This window comes from Corynebacterium sp. MSK122, from assembly GCF_030229435.2.
In the GTDB taxonomy this organism is placed as follows: domain Bacteria; phylum Actinomycetota; class Actinomycetes; order Mycobacteriales; family Mycobacteriaceae; genus Corynebacterium; species Corynebacterium marquesiae.
This window is the reverse complement of record NZ_JASPHV020000032.1, coordinates 1-16,181: the sequence shown is the minus strand read 5'-3', so window position 1 is coordinate 16,181 and position 16,181 is coordinate 1. Positions and strand designations below refer to the sequence as shown.

15 protein-coding genes, 1 tRNA gene and 1 other RNA gene are annotated in these 16,181 nt (G+C 65.3%); 6 read left to right on the top strand and 11 right to left on the bottom strand.

Annotated features, from left to right (window positions below; all coding sequences use genetic code 11):
* The 4 genes from QP934_RS10655 to QP934_RS10640 all read left to right on the top strand — a co-directional run.
* On the top strand, positions 1-1,183 hold a 1,183-nt coding region (locus tag QP934_RS10655), incomplete at its 5' end, for a DNA polymerase III subunit epsilon (protein WP_419127504.1).
* Positions 1,184-1,210: 27 nt separating this feature from the next.
* Positions 1,211-2,488: a MurT ligase domain-containing protein gene (locus tag QP934_RS10650; protein ID WP_419127503.1), complete on the top strand. Its 1,278-nt coding sequence runs from the start codon at positions 1,211-1,213 to the stop codon at positions 2,486-2,488.
* A complete protein-coding gene (locus QP934_RS10645; RefSeq protein ID WP_419127502.1) occupies positions 2,481-3,254 on the top strand; it encodes a type 1 glutamine amidotransferase in 774 nt (257 codons plus the stop codon). Before QP934_RS10650 ends, QP934_RS10645 begins: the two co-directional genes overlap by 8 nt.
* Positions 3,255-3,363: 109 nt before the next feature.
* Positions 3,364-4,398, top strand: a complete 1,035-nt coding sequence (locus QP934_RS10640) for an HNH endonuclease signature motif containing protein (RefSeq protein ID WP_419127501.1) — start codon at positions 3,364-3,366, stop codon at positions 4,396-4,398.
* Between the two features lie 61 nt (positions 4,399-4,459).
* On the opposite strand, the gene recR is transcribed toward QP934_RS10640, so the two are convergent.
* The 6 genes from recR to ffs form a co-directional block, all read right to left on the bottom strand.
* The gene (gene recR / locus QP934_RS10635) at positions 4,460-5,116 is read right to left on the bottom strand and encodes a recombination mediator RecR (RefSeq protein WP_005323161.1); all 657 of its coding nucleotides are present in this window, start codon (positions 5,114-5,116) and stop codon (positions 4,460-4,462) included.
* A gap of 72 nt (positions 5,117-5,188) precedes the next feature.
* Entirely contained in the window at positions 5,189-5,557 is a 369-nt protein-coding gene (locus tag QP934_RS10630) for a YbaB/EbfC family nucleoid-associated protein (RefSeq protein ID WP_419127500.1), read from the bottom strand.
* Between the two features lie 62 nt (positions 5,558-5,619).
* On the bottom strand, positions 5,620-7,977 hold the full coding sequence (locus tag QP934_RS10625; protein WP_419127499.1) for a DNA polymerase III subunit gamma and tau: 2,358 nt from the start codon (positions 7,975-7,977) through the stop codon (positions 5,620-5,622).
* A gap of 18 nt (positions 7,978-7,995) precedes the next feature.
* On the bottom strand, positions 7,996-8,577 hold the full coding sequence (locus tag QP934_RS10620) for a suppressor of fused domain protein (protein WP_284836699.1): 582 nt from the start codon (positions 8,575-8,577) through the stop codon (positions 7,996-7,998).
* Positions 8,540-9,811, bottom strand: coding sequence for an aminotransferase class I/II-fold pyridoxal phosphate-dependent enzyme (locus QP934_RS10615; RefSeq protein WP_419127498.1), 1,272 nt, complete (start codon positions 9,809-9,811; stop codon positions 8,540-8,542). Before QP934_RS10615 ends, QP934_RS10620 begins: the two co-directional genes overlap by 38 nt.
* 60 nt (positions 9,812-9,871) lie before the next feature.
* Positions 9,872-9,970: signal recognition particle sRNA small type (gene ffs / locus QP934_RS10610), an RNA gene on the bottom strand.
* 179 nt (positions 9,971-10,149) lie between these two features.
* Here ffs and QP934_RS10605 point away from each other — a divergent pair.
* Positions 10,150-10,238, top strand: a tRNA-Ser gene (locus QP934_RS10605).
* A 94-nt stretch (positions 10,239-10,332) separates the two neighbouring features.
* Here the strand turns inward: QP934_RS10605 and QP934_RS10600 are convergent.
* Genes QP934_RS10600 through gluQRS form a run of 3 tightly spaced genes read right to left on the bottom strand, consistent with a single transcriptional unit; the run spans position 10,333 to position 13,164 of the window.
* Complete coding sequence (locus tag QP934_RS10600) at positions 10,333-10,668, bottom strand: hypothetical protein (RefSeq protein ID WP_340419431.1); 336 nt, start codon at positions 10,666-10,668, stop codon at positions 10,333-10,335.
* 10 nt (positions 10,669-10,678) lie between these two features.
* Positions 10,679-12,259 (bottom strand): sodium:proton antiporter, encoded by a 1,581-nt coding sequence (locus QP934_RS10595; protein WP_340419430.1) that lies wholly within the window; start codon positions 12,257-12,259, stop codon positions 10,679-10,681.
* 11 nt (positions 12,260-12,270) lie between these two features.
* Entirely contained in the window at positions 12,271-13,164 is an 894-nt protein-coding gene (gluQRS, locus tag QP934_RS10590; protein ID WP_340419429.1) for a tRNA glutamyl-Q(34) synthetase GluQRS, read from the bottom strand.
* Between the two features lie 33 nt (positions 13,165-13,197).
* Between gluQRS and QP934_RS10585 the strand changes: the two genes are divergently transcribed.
* The gene (locus QP934_RS10585) at positions 13,198-13,872 is read left to right on the top strand and encodes a queuosine precursor transporter (RefSeq protein ID WP_179387271.1); all 675 of its coding nucleotides are present in this window, start codon (positions 13,198-13,200) and stop codon (positions 13,870-13,872) included.
* Here the strand turns inward: QP934_RS10585 and tgt are convergent.
* Positions 13,857-15,101, bottom strand: coding sequence for a tRNA guanosine(34) transglycosylase Tgt (gene tgt, locus QP934_RS10580; RefSeq protein ID WP_419127497.1), 1,245 nt, complete (start codon positions 15,099-15,101; stop codon positions 13,857-13,859). The two genes, QP934_RS10585 and tgt, sit on opposite strands and share 16 nt — an antisense overlap.
* A gap of 2 nt (positions 15,102-15,103) precedes the next feature.
* A partial coding sequence (locus tag QP934_RS10575; protein ID WP_419127496.1) for an MMPL family transporter occupies positions 15,104-16,181 on the bottom strand: 1,078 nt, incomplete at its 5' end.

The window sequence follows — 16,181 nt, the reverse complement described above, 5'->3', positions numbered from 1 at the left end:
TGTGTATAAGAGACAGGACTCATCCACCGATGCGGCCGACTACCCCTACGTGGCGCTGACCCTACAGACCACCGGCATTCACCCCAGCACCGGGCGCATCGTGACTATCGACGCCATCGCATTCAACGACGCCGGCGAACAAGGCCAGCTCTTCCACGCCGTCCTCAAGCCCGATATCGACGCCGGCCCGCGCCACCTCCACGGGCTGAGCACCACCGATATTGAGCAGGCGCCAGCTTTTGGCAAGATCCTTAAATCGCTAGACAAGCTTATCGACGGCCGCACGCTCATCGTCCACGATCTCCCCTATACCTGGGGCTTTCTCGTCGCCGAGGCCCGCCGCGCCATGATGGCCGCCGCGCGCCAAAACCGTGCGCGCAACCGTGGCCGCAATAAGGGCCGCCGACGCCGCCAAAAGGTCGGACACGTCCCCACGCCTGTCCGCATTATCGATACCTTGGCCACCTCCTACGCGCAGCAGGTGCGGGCAAATGATGTGCGGCTGGGGGGCGTCGCCAAGCAGAGCGGCCTAGACGCCACGCCGCAGGCCTCGGTGGAGCGAGCCGCCCGCCCCGAGACGGAAACTTCGCGCGAGGACACCGAGCTGCTCATCGCGCTCTACCGCAAGCAAGAAGGCGGCACTGTGCGCAGCTATGCGCCTGAGGACGTACGCGCCGATCGCTTCGGCCTGCAACGCTCCCACGTGCGCGTCGACGCCGCCGAGGCCCCCGTCCAGCACCACAACCCCGGCAAATACGAGCCGGGCAAGGAGCTGCGCCGCGGCATGGAAATCGTGGTCGCACCGGAAATCCTCGAGGACCCAGACACCATCATCGCCGCGCTCATGCGCGAAGAGCTCAACTATTCCGAGAAGCTTACCCGCGAGTCCTCGCTGGTGGTCTGCAATGTCACCACGGACTTGGTGGGCAAACCCATGCACGCCCACCGCAAAGGCATCCCGCTGATGTCAGACGCCGCGTTTCTTGACGCCCTCACGCGCATCGAAGACGCCGAGCCCGAACCCGAATCCACTAAGCCAGCGCCGCGGGCCCACCGCTCGTCTCAAAGCAACAAAAAGGGCGGCGGCAAGAACCAGAAGCGTCGCCGGCGCCGCGGCGGCCGCGGCGGTCGTGGCAGAGGCCGCCGAAATTCTGGCGGCTCGGCGGGGAAAAAGAACGACTAAGCCGCCCGCCCGACTACCCTAGGGGACATGAGTTTTAGAGTCCCGGGTGCGTTAAAGAAGTTGCGCACCACCACCGCCACCACCGCCGCGAAGCTGGCCACCACCGCTTCCCGCGCCACCGGCCGTGGCGCCGGCGGAATGATCGGTGGTCTAATCGCCAATGCCATTGACCCTTCCATCATGACCAACCTGGGCGGTGGGCGCCCGGCCGTGCTAGTTACCGGCACCAACGGCAAGTCCACCACCACCCGCATGCTGGCCGCCGCGGTTCGCGCCGAGCACACCGTAGCCACCAACGACGGCGGCGATAACATGGACGCCGGCATCATCTCCGCGCTCATGGCCGGCAAAGACGCCTCCCACCTCGTGCTCGAGGTGGACGAGCTCCACGTGCCCCACGTGGCCGATAGCCTCAACCCGCAGGTTCTGGTTCTGCTTAATCTCACCCGCGACCAGCTGGACCGCGTGGGCGAAATCAACAAGATTGAGCGCGCGCTGCGCGGCGCCGTGGAGGCTCACCCGGACATGCTCGTCATCGCCAACTGCGACGACGTGCTCATGACCTCCGTGGCCTATGACGCCAAGAATGTCATTTGGGTCTCGGCCGGAGCCGGCTGGCTCGGCGATTCCGTCACCTGCCCGCGCACCGGCGGGCACGTCGTGCGCACCGAGGATGACTGGTATGCCGTTAAGCCGCTTGCCGACGGCCGCGAATTCCGCCGGCCGCAGCCTACCTGGGGCGTCGATAAGCATGGCATTATCACCCCCACCGCCAAGCGTCCGCTGAACCTGGCGCTGCCTGGCCGCGCGAACCGAGGCAACGCCGCCCAGGCCATCGCCGCGGCCGTGCAGGGCTTCGGCGTGGACCTGGATAAGGCCATTGCGGCCGCCGAGGGCATCGACGATGTCGCCGGCCGCTACTCCACTATCCACTGGAAGGGCCGCGAGATTCGCCTGCTGCTGGCCAAGAACCCGGCCGGCTGGCAAGAAGCGCTGTCCATGGTGGACCGCAGCGCCGATGGCCTGGTCATCGCCACCAATGGCCAGGTGGCCGATGGCATCGACATGTCCTGGCTCTGGGACGTGAAATTCGAAGGCTTCAATGGCTTAAGCGTCAAGGCCGCCGGCGAGCGCGGCACCGACCTGGCCGTGCGCCTGGTTTACGCCGATATTTCCCACGAGCTCATCCCGGATCCGATGGATGCGCTCGCCGCCTGCCCGAAGGGCCGCATCGAGGTCCTCGCCAACTACACCGCCTTCCGCGATTTGAAGAAGGCGCTTTCCAAGGAGGCCACCAATGCTTAATATCGGCCTAGTGCTTCCCGACGTCCTCGGTACCTACGGCGACGACGGCAACGCCCTCGTCTTGCGACAGCGCGCCCGCATGCGCGGCTTCGAGGCGGAGATTCACCCCATCCGCTTGGGCGAGCCCGTGCCCGAAACGCTGGATATCTACACCCTCGGCGGCGGCGAAGATACCGCGCAGATCCTGGCCGCAGACCACCTGATTTCCGATGGCGGCCTTACCCGCGCCGCTAACGCCGGCCGCCCCGTCTTTGCCATTTGCGCCGGCCTGCAAGTCCTCGGCGAATCCTTCCGCGCCTCCGGCCGCATTATCGACGGCGTCGGGCTGCTCGACGCCACCACGGCCGGCATGCAGGACCGCGCCATCGGCGAGGTGGCCTCCGAGCCCACCCGCGCCGGAGTCACCGCGGACCTCACCGAACCGCTGACCGGCTTTGAAAACCACCTAGGTGCCACCATCCTCGGCCCCTCCGCCCAGCCGCTCGGCACGCTCACCCGCGGCAATGGCAATGCCGACCAGGCCGCCACCGCCGATCTCAGCGATGGCTCCGCCCAGCGCACCTACGAAGGCGCCGTCCAAGGCAGCGTCATCGCCACCTATATGCATGGCCCGGCGCTGGCCCGAAACCCGCAGCTGGCCGATCTCCTCCTCTCCCAAGCGATGGGCGTGGCCCTCGCGGATCTGGAGCCGCTTGAGATTCCGGCCGTCGACCGCCTGCGCGTCGAACGTTTCAACGCCTCTGAGCCCCCGCGCTCCCAAAGATAGGCCAAAACCTGTGGATAACTTCGCCCGGCAGCCCCAGAAACCCCGAGTTATCCACAGGCTCGGCCGCCTGCCCTTGTAGCCGCCTGCCCCCGCCCATAGGCTGCGGGGCATGACGTTATTGGAGCAGCTGGGCGACATCGCTAAGCGCGGCGTGGACCTTCTCGAAGAGGCCCACGCCGCCTCCAGACTGCCCCTGCCCGCGGACCAAGCACGCACCCTGCGCCGCACCGCCGCGGCCTTCCTCTCTCCCACCAGCCACTCGCGCTACCAATCCCGCGCCCTGGCCGCCGCGCGCCGCAACCAACACAGCCTGGAGACCCTCGCGCTCATCGCCCGCCGCTCGCGCGGCATTTCTGACCCCACCAAGCGCTGGCAATTTCGCGAGAAGCTATGCGCCACCGCCGGAACTACCGCGCAGGTCTCGCGCGCGGCGACTCGGCTCCTGCGCGAAATCAACCCGCCGCCCGAGCGCGAAGACGGCGGCCGCCGCATCATGCACGGCGAGAAAACCACCCTGAGTTTCACCGGCCCCGCCGCGCAGATGGCCGATATTTGGGCCGCCGCCAAATCCGACCCGCTGGCTTGGCTCACCGGTTCCCGCGCCGCCGCGCCCGCGACCGTAACCACCAATGTCATCATCGAGCTGCCGGATTACCTGAAAATCTTGGCCGGCGCCGGCGACGACGTCCGCCTCGCCATGACTAACGGCGCTACCATCACCGGCGCCGAACTCGTCCGCCGCACCCTTGCCGGCGCCGGCCTTTTCACGCTCATCCACCCCGAGCGCGGCCCCGTCAATCTCTACCGCACCCGGCAGGCTTCCGCGAAGCAGCGTCGCATGCTCGAGGCCGAAGGCGCCCGCTGCGCCTGGCCCGCTTGCCGACGCCCCGCCTCCGAATGCCAAGCCCACCACCTCATCGAATACTCCCGCGGCGGCCTCACTCACCCCGAAAACATGGCCTTGCTCTGCCCGTATCACAACTCCATCAACGGGCTGCCGGGTCGCGGACGGATGGCGCGCGTCAACGGCCGAATCGCCTGGCTCCCGCCCACCAGCGCGGATGACGGGAAGGCGAGCAGAGCACACGGGCCGCCGGTGTTCACCGGCCGCGCACGAAACGGTCCCACGGCCGCCGTGCCCTAGCCTGCGCTCACCCGCGCACGCCCGGGCACGCACGCGTGCCACTGGCTGGGGCGCCAACGTGCTAAATGGTCAGGCGGCCAGAAAGCGCGCGGGACAAGGTGAGCTCGTCCACGAACTCCAAATCGCCTCCGAGCGGCATGCCGGAGGCCAATCTGGTGATCTTCAAATCAGGGAAGTCACGCAGCAACCGCACCAGGTATGCGGCGGTGGCCTCGCCCTCGGTATTGGGGTCGGTGGCGAGAATGACTTCGTGGATGGTGGGGGTGGCGTCGTAAAGCGGGGCTTCAGGGGTGGAATCCGCCAGCTCGCGGTCTGGCAGCACGCCGCCCAGGCGCTGCAGCAGCGTGGAAATATTCAAATCGCGCGGACCCACATTCGCCAGCGGGTCTAGCGCGCCACCCAAGACGTGGTAGCGGCCCTCATACTCGCCGGTGCGCTCGATGACCTGGATATCCTTCGGCTCTTCCACCACGCATATGGTCGAGGCGTCGCGCTGCGAGTTAATGCAGATGCGGCAGACATCCTCGCGGGAAATATTGCAGCAGATGCGGCAAAAGGTCACGCCATCGCGCACCGCGCCCAGCGCGTTTTGTAGCCGCTCGATGTCCTCGGGCTCCATGTGCAAAACGTGAAACGCGATGCGCTGCGCCGACTTCGGGCCGATGCCCGGCAGGCGCGAAAACTCGTCGATGAGGTCTTGCAGAGGTCCTTCAAACATCAATTACTCCCAAAATCAGCAAAAGGCCGCGGCCCCAACGCGGGGCAACGGCCTTTTATCGTATCGCGCGGGCTACTGGTTGCCGCCGAAGACATCCTCAAAAGACGGGCCGCCCGGGCCACCCATGCCTTGGGACAGCGGGCCAATCTTCTCCTGTGCCAGGCGGCCGGCCGCAGCGTGCGCTTCCTTGAACGCGCCCATGACCAGGTCCTGCAGGGTATCGACGTCCTCTGGGTCCACGACGGACTTATCGATCTGCAGGTCCACGAGCTCGGCGCCGCCGGTCATGGTCACCTTAACCAGGCCGTTTCCTGCCTGGCCCTCGACGTTGGTGGCAAGGATTTCTTCCTGCGCCTTCTGCAGATCCGCCTGTACCTGCGCGGCCTGCGCGATGAGGTCGTTCATGTCATTTGCCTGCTGCATTGGGTCTTGGTCAGCCATGTCGTTTCCTTTCTAAATCAACTGTAAATTTCGCTACCGCCCGAGTGTACCGTGCTTGCCGGTTAGGCACGCCGCGCGCCCAGTTCGCGCTCCAGCAGCTCCATAGCTACCTCGGTAGCGCTGCGATGATCCATCTCGCCGGTGGACTGTGCAGCCTCCATCATGTCGCGCTCTTCGTCGTCGCGGGTGTAGGCCGGCGGCTCCTCGGGCGGAGCGGCAAAGTCCGGCTCAGGCTCGGGCGGCAGCGGCACGCCATTGCTGAACTGCGATTCATCGCGTTGCTTGGCAGCCTGCGTCGCCCGTGCGATGCGCGAGCGCCACCCGGGCATTTCCGGTTTACTCTCCGCCTCCTGGTCGTCGGCAGGCTCGCGCGCCGGCTGATTGGGGGTCCAGGCTTCCTTGCGCTGCGGCGGCCGCGGCGCATCGAAACCGGCGGTCTTCGGGTCGGTACCCACCACGCAGTTGACGGCCACATCGCGCTGGAACTCTTCCTTGAGCACCTCCACGATGACGGCATTATTGGCGGGCGCATTGATGCGCTCGGCCAGCGCGCCGGTGGTATGTCCCAGCGTCAGGGTGCCATCGCGGAAGCCAAGCACGCGGGCTTCGGCCAGCATGATTTCGGCCACCTTATTCCGCTTTCCGACGCTCCCCCTCAACGCCACCCATTTCTCCCTCACGGCCTCCGCGAAGTCACCGTCCGGTTCCGCTGCCGCCTGCGTTTGCGGGGCAGGTTGCGATGCGGGCTGCGCCGTGGCTTCCGGCGCTGTTTCCTCCGCGCGGGCCGGCACGGGCTTCTCCAGTGGCTCGCGATGCTTCTCCTGAGCCGACGCTGAGTGCGGTGCCTCGCTCTGCGCCGACTGCGCCGATTGCTGCTCGGGCACCTTTGCCTGCGGGATTTGCCGCTCACGCTGCCACGGGTCCCCAGCCTCTTGCTGCTGCGGTTGCGGCTCTTGGCCCTGAGGCTTCTGCGTGTTTTGCTGCTCGGCGGCTGCCGGCTGCTCGGGTTGCGCCTGCGGCTGCGCATCCGGTTGCGATTCCGGTTGGGACGGGACTTGCGGCTGCGGCTTGGCGTTCGGTGCAGGGGTTGGAGCAGGAGAAGGGGCAGAGGCCTGCTGTTCCTGGGACTTGGCGCGGCGGCGAGCGATGATGGCAGCAGCGGCGGACTGGGGGTCTTGAGCACCGGCGACGGCAGAGTTGGCCGCGGGAGCACCGCCCGGGGTCGCAGGGCCAGCCGGCGCGCGCGAGACCGCGGCAGCGTTGGCAGCAGGGGCGGGGGCGGGGGCGGGAGCCGCTGCGGATGCAGGCGCGGCAGCAGCCGGACCGGTGGACCCGATAAGCAGATGCGCGCACATGATTTCCAGCAGCAGGCGCGGCGAGGTCGCGCCTGTGAGGTCGCTGATGCGGTCGTTGACCGTGGAGGCCAGGTAGGTCAGCTGCGGCCCGGAAAAACGCTGCGCTTGGGCGGTAAGCACCGAGGCGCGGTCAGTGGGCGCGGAGACGAGGCCGGCATCGATGGCGCCGGGCACGGCCTGCAGAATCATCAGATCTCGCAAACGGTCGAGCAAATCGACGGCGAAGCGGCGCGGGTCGTGGCCGGCCTCGATAACGTGGTCCACCATCGCGAAGAGGCCGGGTTTGTCTTGGTTGGCGAGGGTTTCGATGGCGTCGTCAAGCAGCGAGACATCGGTGACACCCAAAAGCGGCCGGGCCAGGTCGTAGGTCAGACCATCGGGCCCGGCGCCGGCCAGCAGCTGGTCCAGCAGGGACAAAGTATCGCGCGGGGAACCGCCACCCGCCTCAATAACCATGGGATACACGGCGTCCTCGACCTGCACGCCCTCGGACTCGACGGTGCGCTGCAGCAGGCCCTTCATGGCCGGCGGGGTCAGCAGGCGGAAGGGATAGTGGTGGGTACGCGAGCGAATGGTGCCGATGATTTTCTCCGGCTCCGTGGTCGCGAAGATGAAAATGACGTGCTCCGGCGGCTCCTCCACCACTTTGAGCAGCGCGTTAGCGCCGGAGGGCGAAATCATATGCGCCTCGTCAATAATGAAGATGCGGTACCGAGATTCGGCCGGCGCGTAGTAGGCGCGGTCGCGCAGCTCGCGCATGTCCTCCACGCCGTTGTGCGAGGCGGCGTCGAGCTCCGTCACGTCCAGGTTGCCGGGGCCACCGGGGGCGAGGGAGACGCAGGAATCGCACTTGCCGCACGGCGTCGAAGTCGGCCCGTGCTCGCAGTTGAGCGAGCGGGCCATAATCCGCGCCGAGGAGGTCTTGCCGCAGCCGCGCGGGCCGGAAAAGAGGTAGGCGTGGTTGATGCGCCCTGCATCAAGGGCGGCGGATAGCGGCGTGGTGACCTGCTCTTGGCCCACGACCTCCGCGAACGTTGCTGGACGATATTTCCGGTATAAAGCCACGGTTAGCCAGTTTACCGGCTAACCCTCGCGCGACCAGTCCAGCAGGTCAATGCCCTGCTCGGCCACCGCCGCCTGCAGCTTGCCGACGCCCTCTTCTACCCCAAACGCATATTCCGAATCCGTCAGCATGACCAGCTGCAAGATGAGGGTCAGGCGGCCCTCCTCGCGAAATTGCGGGGTCTGCCCGCCCCACAGGTACGGCGCGATGAACAGGCCGTGGTGCACGGTGACGTCAGGGACGTCGAGGATGGACGGCAGCATCACGCCCGGCTGCGCCGGCAGCAGGCCGCCGGCCTTTTCGAAGGTGTCAGCCGCAGCGTTGATGGCGGCGGCCACCTCGGGCTGCCCGGTGCGCGCCACCGTCAACAGCTCGCAGCGCACATCGGTGCCGTCGTCCTGGCTCTGCAGGCCGGTGTCGGTGGCGTTGAAGGTGGTGGTGAGGGCGAGCGATTGGGCGTCGGCAAGCGAGGCAAGGCCTAGCCGGCGCTCATCGACGTAGCGGAACTCCAGCGGAGCCGGGATAATCTCGCTCAGCCACAGGGCAGACTCGTCGGCGTTGATGTTAGGCCCCCAGCTTCTCCACGGCGGCAAGCAGCACACAGGTAGCGACGCCGTCCATCGCCGCCTCAACCTCCTCCTGCGGCGGCAGGGTTGGGGCGAGGCGGATATTGCGGTCATTGTCGTCCTGGCCATACGGGAAGGCGGATCCGGCCTGGGTGAGCAGGATGCCGGCATCGCGCGCGAGCTCCCAGACGCGGTTAGCGGTGCCGTCGACGACGTCGAGGGAGATGAAGTAGCCGCCCTTCGGGGTGGTCCACTGCGCCACCTCGTACTCGCCGAGGCGCTTGTCCAAGATGCGCAGCACGGCATCGAACTTGGGCTTAATCAGCGCGGCGTGGCGGCGCATTACCGCGCGCACGCCATCGGCGGAGCCGAAGAACTCGTAGTGCGCCAGCTGGTTGATCTTATTCGGGCCGATGCCGCGGATACCGGCGTGCTCCAGGTACCACTCGAGGTTATCTTCCGAGGTGCCGAAGAAGCCCACGCCCGCGCCCGCGAAGGTGATCTTCGAAGTCGAAGACATGGCCCAGAAGCGGTTCGGGTTGCCTTCCTCCGCTGCGATATCCAGAATCGGCAGGATTTCCGGGAAGTCCTCGGTTAAGGTGTGCACGGCGTAGGCGTTATCCCACACGATGCGGAAATCCGGCGCGCCGGCCTCCATGCGGGCGAGGCGGCGGGCCTTGTCTTCAGAAATCACGGCGCCGGTGGGGTTAGCGAACATCGGCACTACCCACATGCCCTTGACTGCCGGATCCGCTACCAGCTTTTCGACGGCCTCTACATCCGGCCCGTCCTCCTCCATTGGCACCGTGACCAGCTCGAAGCCGAATTGCTCCGTGATAGCAAAGTGGCGGTCATAGCCCGGCACTGGGCAGATCCACTTGAGTTTTTCTTCCTTGCTCCACGACTGTGCGGAATCATTGGTGCCGAAGAGGAATGCCCAAGAAATCAGGTCAAACATGATGTTCAGCGAGGAGGAGTCTGCAGCTACGAGCAGCTCGGGGTCCATGTTGGTCAGCTTGCCCCAGATGTCGCGCAGTTCCTTGATGCCCTTTTGGTTGCCGTAGTTACGCAGGTCGTTTCCGGCCGCATCGGTGTAATTGCCCAAGCCGGGCAGAGCAAGGAGATCATTGGAGAGGTCTAGCTGCGCCTTCGCTGGCTTGCCGCGGGTCAGGTCCAATTTCAGGCCCTTAGCCTTAAGGTCCTCGTAGTCCTTACGGACCTGGGCGGCGAGCTCCGCGAGTTCGGACGATTCCAAAGTAAGAAGCGACATGCGTATGTCTACCTTCCATGTATAGGGCGACTTTTAGCCCCCAATAGTAACGCACGCCATACAAAAAGGGGACCCCGCGCACCCGCCAGAGCCTCCTGACCCTTGCTGCATTCCTGCCCTGGGGGAGTTCAGAGGATGGACGCCACGCGGAATCCTGCCCCATACTTTAACGCCCGAGCGCCGGTTTAGCCAAATGGGACTCCGACCGCACGGGCCACCACCGCCCACAGGTGCGCGGCCCAAGGACCATCCGACACTAAACAGCTCTAGTTCGCCGAAAACAGGCACTGACCTGGCGATTGGTAAAATAATTGCCACGGCTGCTAATGTTTCTTCTCGGAGGATTCGACTAGCGGCCTATGTCACACGCCTGGAACGCGTGCGGGGTTCACGCCCCTCGTGGGTTCAAATCCCACATCCTCCGCCAAAGGAAATCCCGGCTCCTGCTACACAGCACGGAGTCGGGATTTTTGTTGTATACGGGCGCGCGGCCGCGCTTGCCGACGCCGCTCCCCTCCTCCCTAATCGATGCGCGGCGGCTCGTAGCCATCCGCCTTCAGCCATGCGACGTGCGGCGGGGTATTCATACCCCACTCGGTGCGCGCCCAGAGGAAAGCCTGGGAGACTTCGGCCTCGGAATAGCCCCCATCGCGCAAGTATTGCCGGAAGCCATTCGGGCCTGGGTCCTTGATCCAGAGCCAGACGTAGTCGTCGAGGGAGTCGTCGGCAAGCAGGCCCTCCAGTCCGGCCGGAACGAATTCGCGCTCGGCGCGCACGCGGTCCGCTAAGTCCTGGTCAAGGAAGTCGTAGAGGTAATCCAGCGCGTCCTCAAGCTGCGCATAATCGAAGGGATCCATGCCGCCTAGCCTAGTGGCGCTTGGTGCCCAGGACCATGCGGTCAATTTCCTCGAGCACCTCGTCCACAATGGCCGGGTTATAGGCTCGATAACCGCGCATGCGCAGCAGCTCCTCCTGCGCCGCCGTCAGGGCGGTCCGGCGAGCCTCCAGCGCCACGTGGCGGGCCTGCCAGGCGCGCTGCTTGCGGGAGTCTTCGGACACATCCTCGCCATCACCAATTCGGTCTTCCAGCCACTGGATAACGTTGGCGGAAATTTCCGGATCAACCTTTTCGGCGTCGGGCGCTATATGCCCATCCGGCCGGAAGTGTGACAGCGCCTCGATGCTGGCCGCACGCGCACGGCCAACCACGGCGGCGCGCATCTTATCGCTGGCGATTTGGGAAGCCTCCGTGAGATCGAGGCGCTCCATCAACCACGGCAAGAGCAGGCCGGGCACCACCATCGTGACCAGCAAGACGGTCAGCGCAATGACCGCCAGCTCATGGTGGAAGCTGAACACGCCGGCCGGGATGGACAAAACCAGTGCCAGGGTGACGAGGCCACGCATACCGGACCAGGTCATCAGCAGCACTTCCTGCAAGCGCAACGGCGCCACGCGCGGTCGGCCGCGGGAGACGTTGATGCGGTAATAGATGTACATCCACACCAAACGGACGACAAAGGCCACAAGGGATAAGATGACGCCCACTACCACGGAGTGCCACAGGTCCGAGCCGACTTCCGCGATGGCCGTATTGACGGTCAGGCCGATGAGCCCGAAGGCCACGCCGGTAAAGAGCAGCTCGATGGTCTCCCAGAAGGACTGGCCGGACAGGCGGTCCTCGGCCTGGATATCGGCCCGGGAATTAAGCTCCACAGCCGCGATAACCACGGCGATAACGCCGGAGGCGCCGAGCTCTTCCGAGATGAGGTAGACAGCAAACGGCGTCACCCAGGTCAGCGCATTGCGCGCGGTGACGTCATGGACGTGGGTGATAAACAGCGCTACTAGCCGGCCGACGCCCCATCCCAGGCCGCCCGCGACGAATGCGGAGTAGAAAAAGTTCAGCACGCCGCCGCCAAAGGAGAGATCATCGCCTTGGGTTACGGCCGTCAAGGCAAGATTGAAAGCGACGATAGAGGCGGCATCGTTAAATAGGCCTTCAGTCTGCAAGGTAGTGATAATGCGCCGCGGGATGCCGGCGGGCTCGGCCACGGCGTCGACGGCGACGGGGTCCGGCGGGGCGATGGCCGCGCCGATGAGGATGGCCGCGGCGAGGCTGATGCCGGGCAGGAAGGCGTAAGCCGTAGCGCCGACGGCCAGCGTGGTGGCGACCACCAAAAGCACGGATAGGCTCAAGATGGTCACCCATTGCTCACGGATAACACCCCACGAGGTGCGCCGAGCCAGCGCCCAGAGCAGCGGCGGCAGGAAAATAGGCAGGATGAGCTCGGTGGGCGGCTCGAACTGGGGCAGGCCGGGCACGAAGACCGCGCAGGCGGTAATGATCGTCAGCAGAGCCGGCCACGGCAGCCCAATCTTGTCACCGATGGCGACGACGAACACGGTCAGCAGCATGAGCCCAATGAGCACCAGAAGAACGTCCATGGGCCCAGATTTTACCCCCGCCAGATATAAGGCTCAGGGCTTAAACGGTCGGGCGCGAATTGCGCGAGCAGCTCCGCGGCACTGTGAGCTTCGTACCCCAGCGAGGCCGCCAACTGCTTGACGACGTCCCCCTCCTCCCCCATCTCCCGCATGGTCACCGCCCCATCGCGCTTGGCTAGGCGCTCGCCGGATTCATTGAGCACGAGCGGGACGTGGATGTACTCCGGCGGTTCGATGCCGAGCAGCGAGGCGAGATAAGCCTGGCGCGGCGCGGAGGAGAGCAGATCATCGCCGCGGACCACCTGGTCGATGCCTTGATAGGCATCGTCGACGACAACGGCCAAGTTATAGGCCCAGCCGGTGTCTTGGCCGCCGCGGCGCAGGATGAAGTCATCGACGTCGCCCGTATAGGTGCCGTGGAGGGCGTCGTGGATGGTGAATGTGGGGACGTCGGCAAGCAGGCGCAGGGCGGGCTGGCGATTCTGGGCCGCTAGCTCGGCGCGCTTGGCCGCGCGCTGGTCTTCGGTGAGGTTGCGGCAGGTGCCCGGATACTGGCCGGGAATAGCGTGCGGGGCGCGGGAGGCCTCACGGATGTCCTTACGGGAGCAATAGCACTCGTAGGTGGGCAGCTGGGCTAGGGCCTGCTCATAGGCGGCGTCGCGGTCGTGCTGGTAGATGACCTCGCCATCCCAGTCCAGTCCGAGCGCGCGCAGGTCCGCAAGCTGGCGCTCGGCCGATTCCTGAGAGGAGCGCTGCTTATCGATGTCCTCCACGCGCACCACAAAGCGCCTGCCCGTCGACCGGGCGAAAAGCCACGCCAGAAGCGCCGTACGGAGGTTGCCAAAGTGCAGATCGCCCGAGGGGCTTGGCGCGTAACGGCCGGCGCCGGTGGTCGCGGAATTCATGTCCATAGTCTACGGGCTGGCACAATGGCAGGCATGGAAAAATCGAACGGCGCTGAGGTGCGCTTCATTCCCGTCCGCTCCACCCTCTACCCCTGGCTGGTCACCGTGTTTGTGGTGACCTTCCTGATTTCTAATATCAATGCCACTAAGGGTGTCCAGCTCGGCCCGCTGGTTACCGACGGTGCCTTCTTCCTCTTCCCGCTGGCCTATATCGTCGGCGACGTGCTCTCGGAGTGCTATGGCTTCAAATCCACGCGGCGTGCAGTCTATATTGGTTTCGCGATGGCCATCCTGGCGGCCGTGTGCTTCTATATCGCCATCTGGCTGCCGGCGGCCGATTTCTACGAGGGCCAGGAGGCTTTCGCCGCCACGCTTGGTCTGATGCCGCAGATTCTGGCCGCCTCGCTGGCCGGCTACCTGGTGGGTCAGCTGCTCAACGCCTGGACGCTGACCGCGATGAAGAAGCGCTCGGGCGAAAAGGGCCTCTTTGCGCGCCTTATCGCCTCCACCGTGGTGGGCGAGTTCGGCGATACTCTGCTGTTTTGCGCCATCGCCGCACCGGTCATCGGCGTGGATACCGTGGGCGGGTTTATCAACTACGTCATCGTGGGATTCGTCTGGAAGACCCTGATGGAGGCCGTCATGCTGCCGGTGACGGCCGCGGTCATCAAGTGGGTGAAGAAGCGCGAAGATTACTTGCCGGCGTAGTAGCGGCCGAGGAATTCATCGCGGTAGGCCTCGTAGTAGCCGCCGTCGATGGCGGCGCGGATATTGTCCACCAAGCGAATCATGAACTCCACATTGTGGATAGTGCACAGCGTGCCGGCGAGGAATTCCTTCGCCTTGAGCAGGTGGTGCAGGTAGGCGCGGGAGTAATTCTCGGATACGTAGCCGCCGAATTCCTCGTCCACGCCGGCAAAATCCCGCTTGAAGCGCGCATTAGTGAGGTTCATGCGGCCGTCAAGGGTGTAGACGCCGCCACGGCGCGCCGAGCGGGTGGGCGCCACGCAGTCGAAGGTATCGGCGCCGGCTTCGACGGCGGTAAAGATATCGTCCGGCTCGGAGATGCCTAGCAAGTGGCGCGGCTTGTCCTCAGGTAGCTCATCGCACACCCAGCCGACGATGGTGCCCAAGTTTTCCTTTTCCAGCGCGCCGCCGATGCCGAAGCCGCCGAAGCCGCGCTTACCGTCCTCGCGGGCGGCGCGGTCGAGGTCGAGCAGGCCGCGGGTGGCCTGGCGGCGCAGGTCCTCATACTGCGCGCCTTGAACAACGCCCCACAGCGACTGCTTCGGGCGGTGGGCGCGCTCGCGGGTGAGGCGATCGTGCTCATCCAGGCAGCGCTTGGCCCAGCGGTGCGTGCGCGCGACCGATTCTTCCTGGTAAGTGCGCGTATCAACGAGCGTGGTCAGCTCGTCGAAGGCAAACATGATGTCTGCGCCCAGCCCGTGCTGGATCTGCATGGACTTCTCGGGGGTAAAGCGGTGCTTGGAGCCGTCGATGACGGATTTAAAATCCACGCCGTCCTCGTCCACCTGCGCCATGCGTTCCTTTTTGGCGGCGCGGATGTCCTTATCGCTGAGATCCGCAATGTCCATCGCAAGGACCTTTTTGAAGCCCACGCCCAGCGACATGACCTGGAATCCGCCGGAGTCGGTGTAGGTCGGGCCATGCCAATTTTCAAATTTGGCCACGCCGCCGGCCTCGTCCACGATGTCGTGGCCCGGCTGCAGGTAGAGGTGGTACGCATTCGACAAGATGGCCTGCGCACCGGTGGCGCGAATCTGCTCCGGGGTAAGTGTCTTGACCGTGGCTTTGGTCGCCACCGGGATAAAGGCCGGGGTCTGGATATCACCGTGCGGGGTGTGGATGACACCGCTGCGGCCGTGCTTGCCGGGGCCTTCGGGCAGGCGCTTGCCGACGTCGAAACTCAAGTCCATCTTTACTCTTCTTCCTTGTCTGCAGGGCTAGGGGTTGGGGCCGGGGTGGCGTGTTTAGCTTCCCATTCTTCTTCCAGGGCGGTGCCTTCGATGTCCAGGGTGGGCAGAATCTTCGCCAACCACTTTGGCATCCACCACGTCGCGCGGCCCATGAGGAACATGGTGGCGGGGACGAGGGTCATGCGGATAAAGAAGGCGTCGAAAAGCACGCCGGCGGCCAAGGCAAAGCCGAAAATCTGGATAAAGGGCAGGGGCTGGTTAATAAAGGCCACGAAGACCGAAATCATAATGATGGCCGCGGCCGTGACCACGCGGGCGCCCTGGGTAAAGCCGGTGATGGTGGCCTCGTCGACGGCGCTATATCGCCCGCCGGTGCCCTCCGGATGCCGCGAGATATGCTCGCGCATGCGGGTGACCAAAAAGACCTGGTAGTCCATCGCTAGGCCGAAGGTCACGCCGATGAGGAAGATCGGCATGAAGGAAATCAGCGGGCCCGGTGCGGGAACTAGGTTCCACAGGCCTTCCTGCCAGACCAGCACGGTCAGGCCGAAGGCGCCGCCGACGGACAGCAGGAAGCCCAGGCCCGCAACCAGCGGCACCAGGATGGAGCGGAAGACCAACAGCAGTAGCACGATGGCCAGGCCCACGACGATTGCCAGGTACGGCGCCATGGCTTCCTCGAGGCGCTCGGTGATATCGAGCTGCACGGCGGTTAGGCCGGTCAGGCCGATGTCGGTGCCGGTGGCGTCTTCAATCTCGCTGGTGGCCGAGCGCAGCGCGTGCGCGACGTTGACCGTCGCGGCGTCCGTCGGCGCGGTTTCTGGGGTGACCATGATCTGCGCGGCGCGCTGGTCCTTACTCAGGCCGACAATCTGCGCGTGCTTCACGCCGCCCAGCCCCTTAAGCTGGTCCGCGGTGTATAGGAAGGACGCGAGCGCGGCCTTGTCCTCCGGCGAGGAATTGTCCGCAGCGTCTGCGGAGGTGTCTACTACCTCGGCGGCCGGGGCAATCTCCGGCTCGGCCTCGGCCGCGGGCTGGTCCGGCTGCGGCTGCTCAGGGGCCTGTCTCTTATACACATCT

What these genes read in the sequence shown, in the direction of transcription:
- QP934_RS10650 (WP_419127503.1), top strand. Translation starts at nt 1,211, where the DNA reads ATGAGTTTTAGAGTCCCGGGTGCGTTAAAGAAGTTGCGCACCACCACC.
- QP934_RS10645 (WP_419127502.1), top strand. Translation starts at nt 2,481, where the DNA reads ATGCTTAATATCGGCCTAGTGCTTCCCGACGTCCTCGGTACCTACGGC.
- QP934_RS10640 (WP_419127501.1), top strand. Translation starts at nt 3,364, where the DNA reads ATGACGTTATTGGAGCAGCTGGGCGACATCGCTAAGCGCGGCGTGGAC.
- recR (WP_005323161.1), bottom strand. Translation starts at nt 5,116, where the DNA reads ATGTTTGAAGGACCTCTGCAAGACCTCATCGACGAGTTTTCGCGCCTG.
- QP934_RS10630 (WP_419127500.1), bottom strand. Translation starts at nt 5,557, where the DNA reads ATGGCTGACCAAGACCCAATGCAGCAGGCAAATGACATGAACGACCTC.
- QP934_RS10615 (WP_419127498.1), bottom strand. Translation starts at nt 9,811, where the DNA reads ATGTCGCTTCTTACTTTGGAATCGTCCGAACTCGCGGAGCTCGCCGCC.
- QP934_RS10600 (WP_340419431.1), bottom strand. Translation starts at nt 10,668, where the DNA reads ATGGATCCCTTCGATTATGCGCAGCTTGAGGACGCGCTGGATTACCTC.
- QP934_RS10595 (WP_340419430.1), bottom strand. Translation starts at nt 12,259, where the DNA reads ATGGACGTTCTTCTGGTGCTCATTGGGCTCATGCTGCTGACCGTGTTC.
- gluQRS (WP_340419429.1), bottom strand. Translation starts at nt 13,164, where the DNA reads ATGAATTCCGCGACCACCGGCGCCGGCCGTTACGCGCCAAGCCCCTCG.
- QP934_RS10585 (WP_179387271.1), top strand. Translation starts at nt 13,198, where the DNA reads ATGGAAAAATCGAACGGCGCTGAGGTGCGCTTCATTCCCGTCCGCTCC.
- tgt (WP_419127497.1), bottom strand. Translation starts at nt 15,101, where the DNA reads ATGGACTTGAGTTTCGACGTCGGCAAGCGCCTGCCCGAAGGCCCCGGC.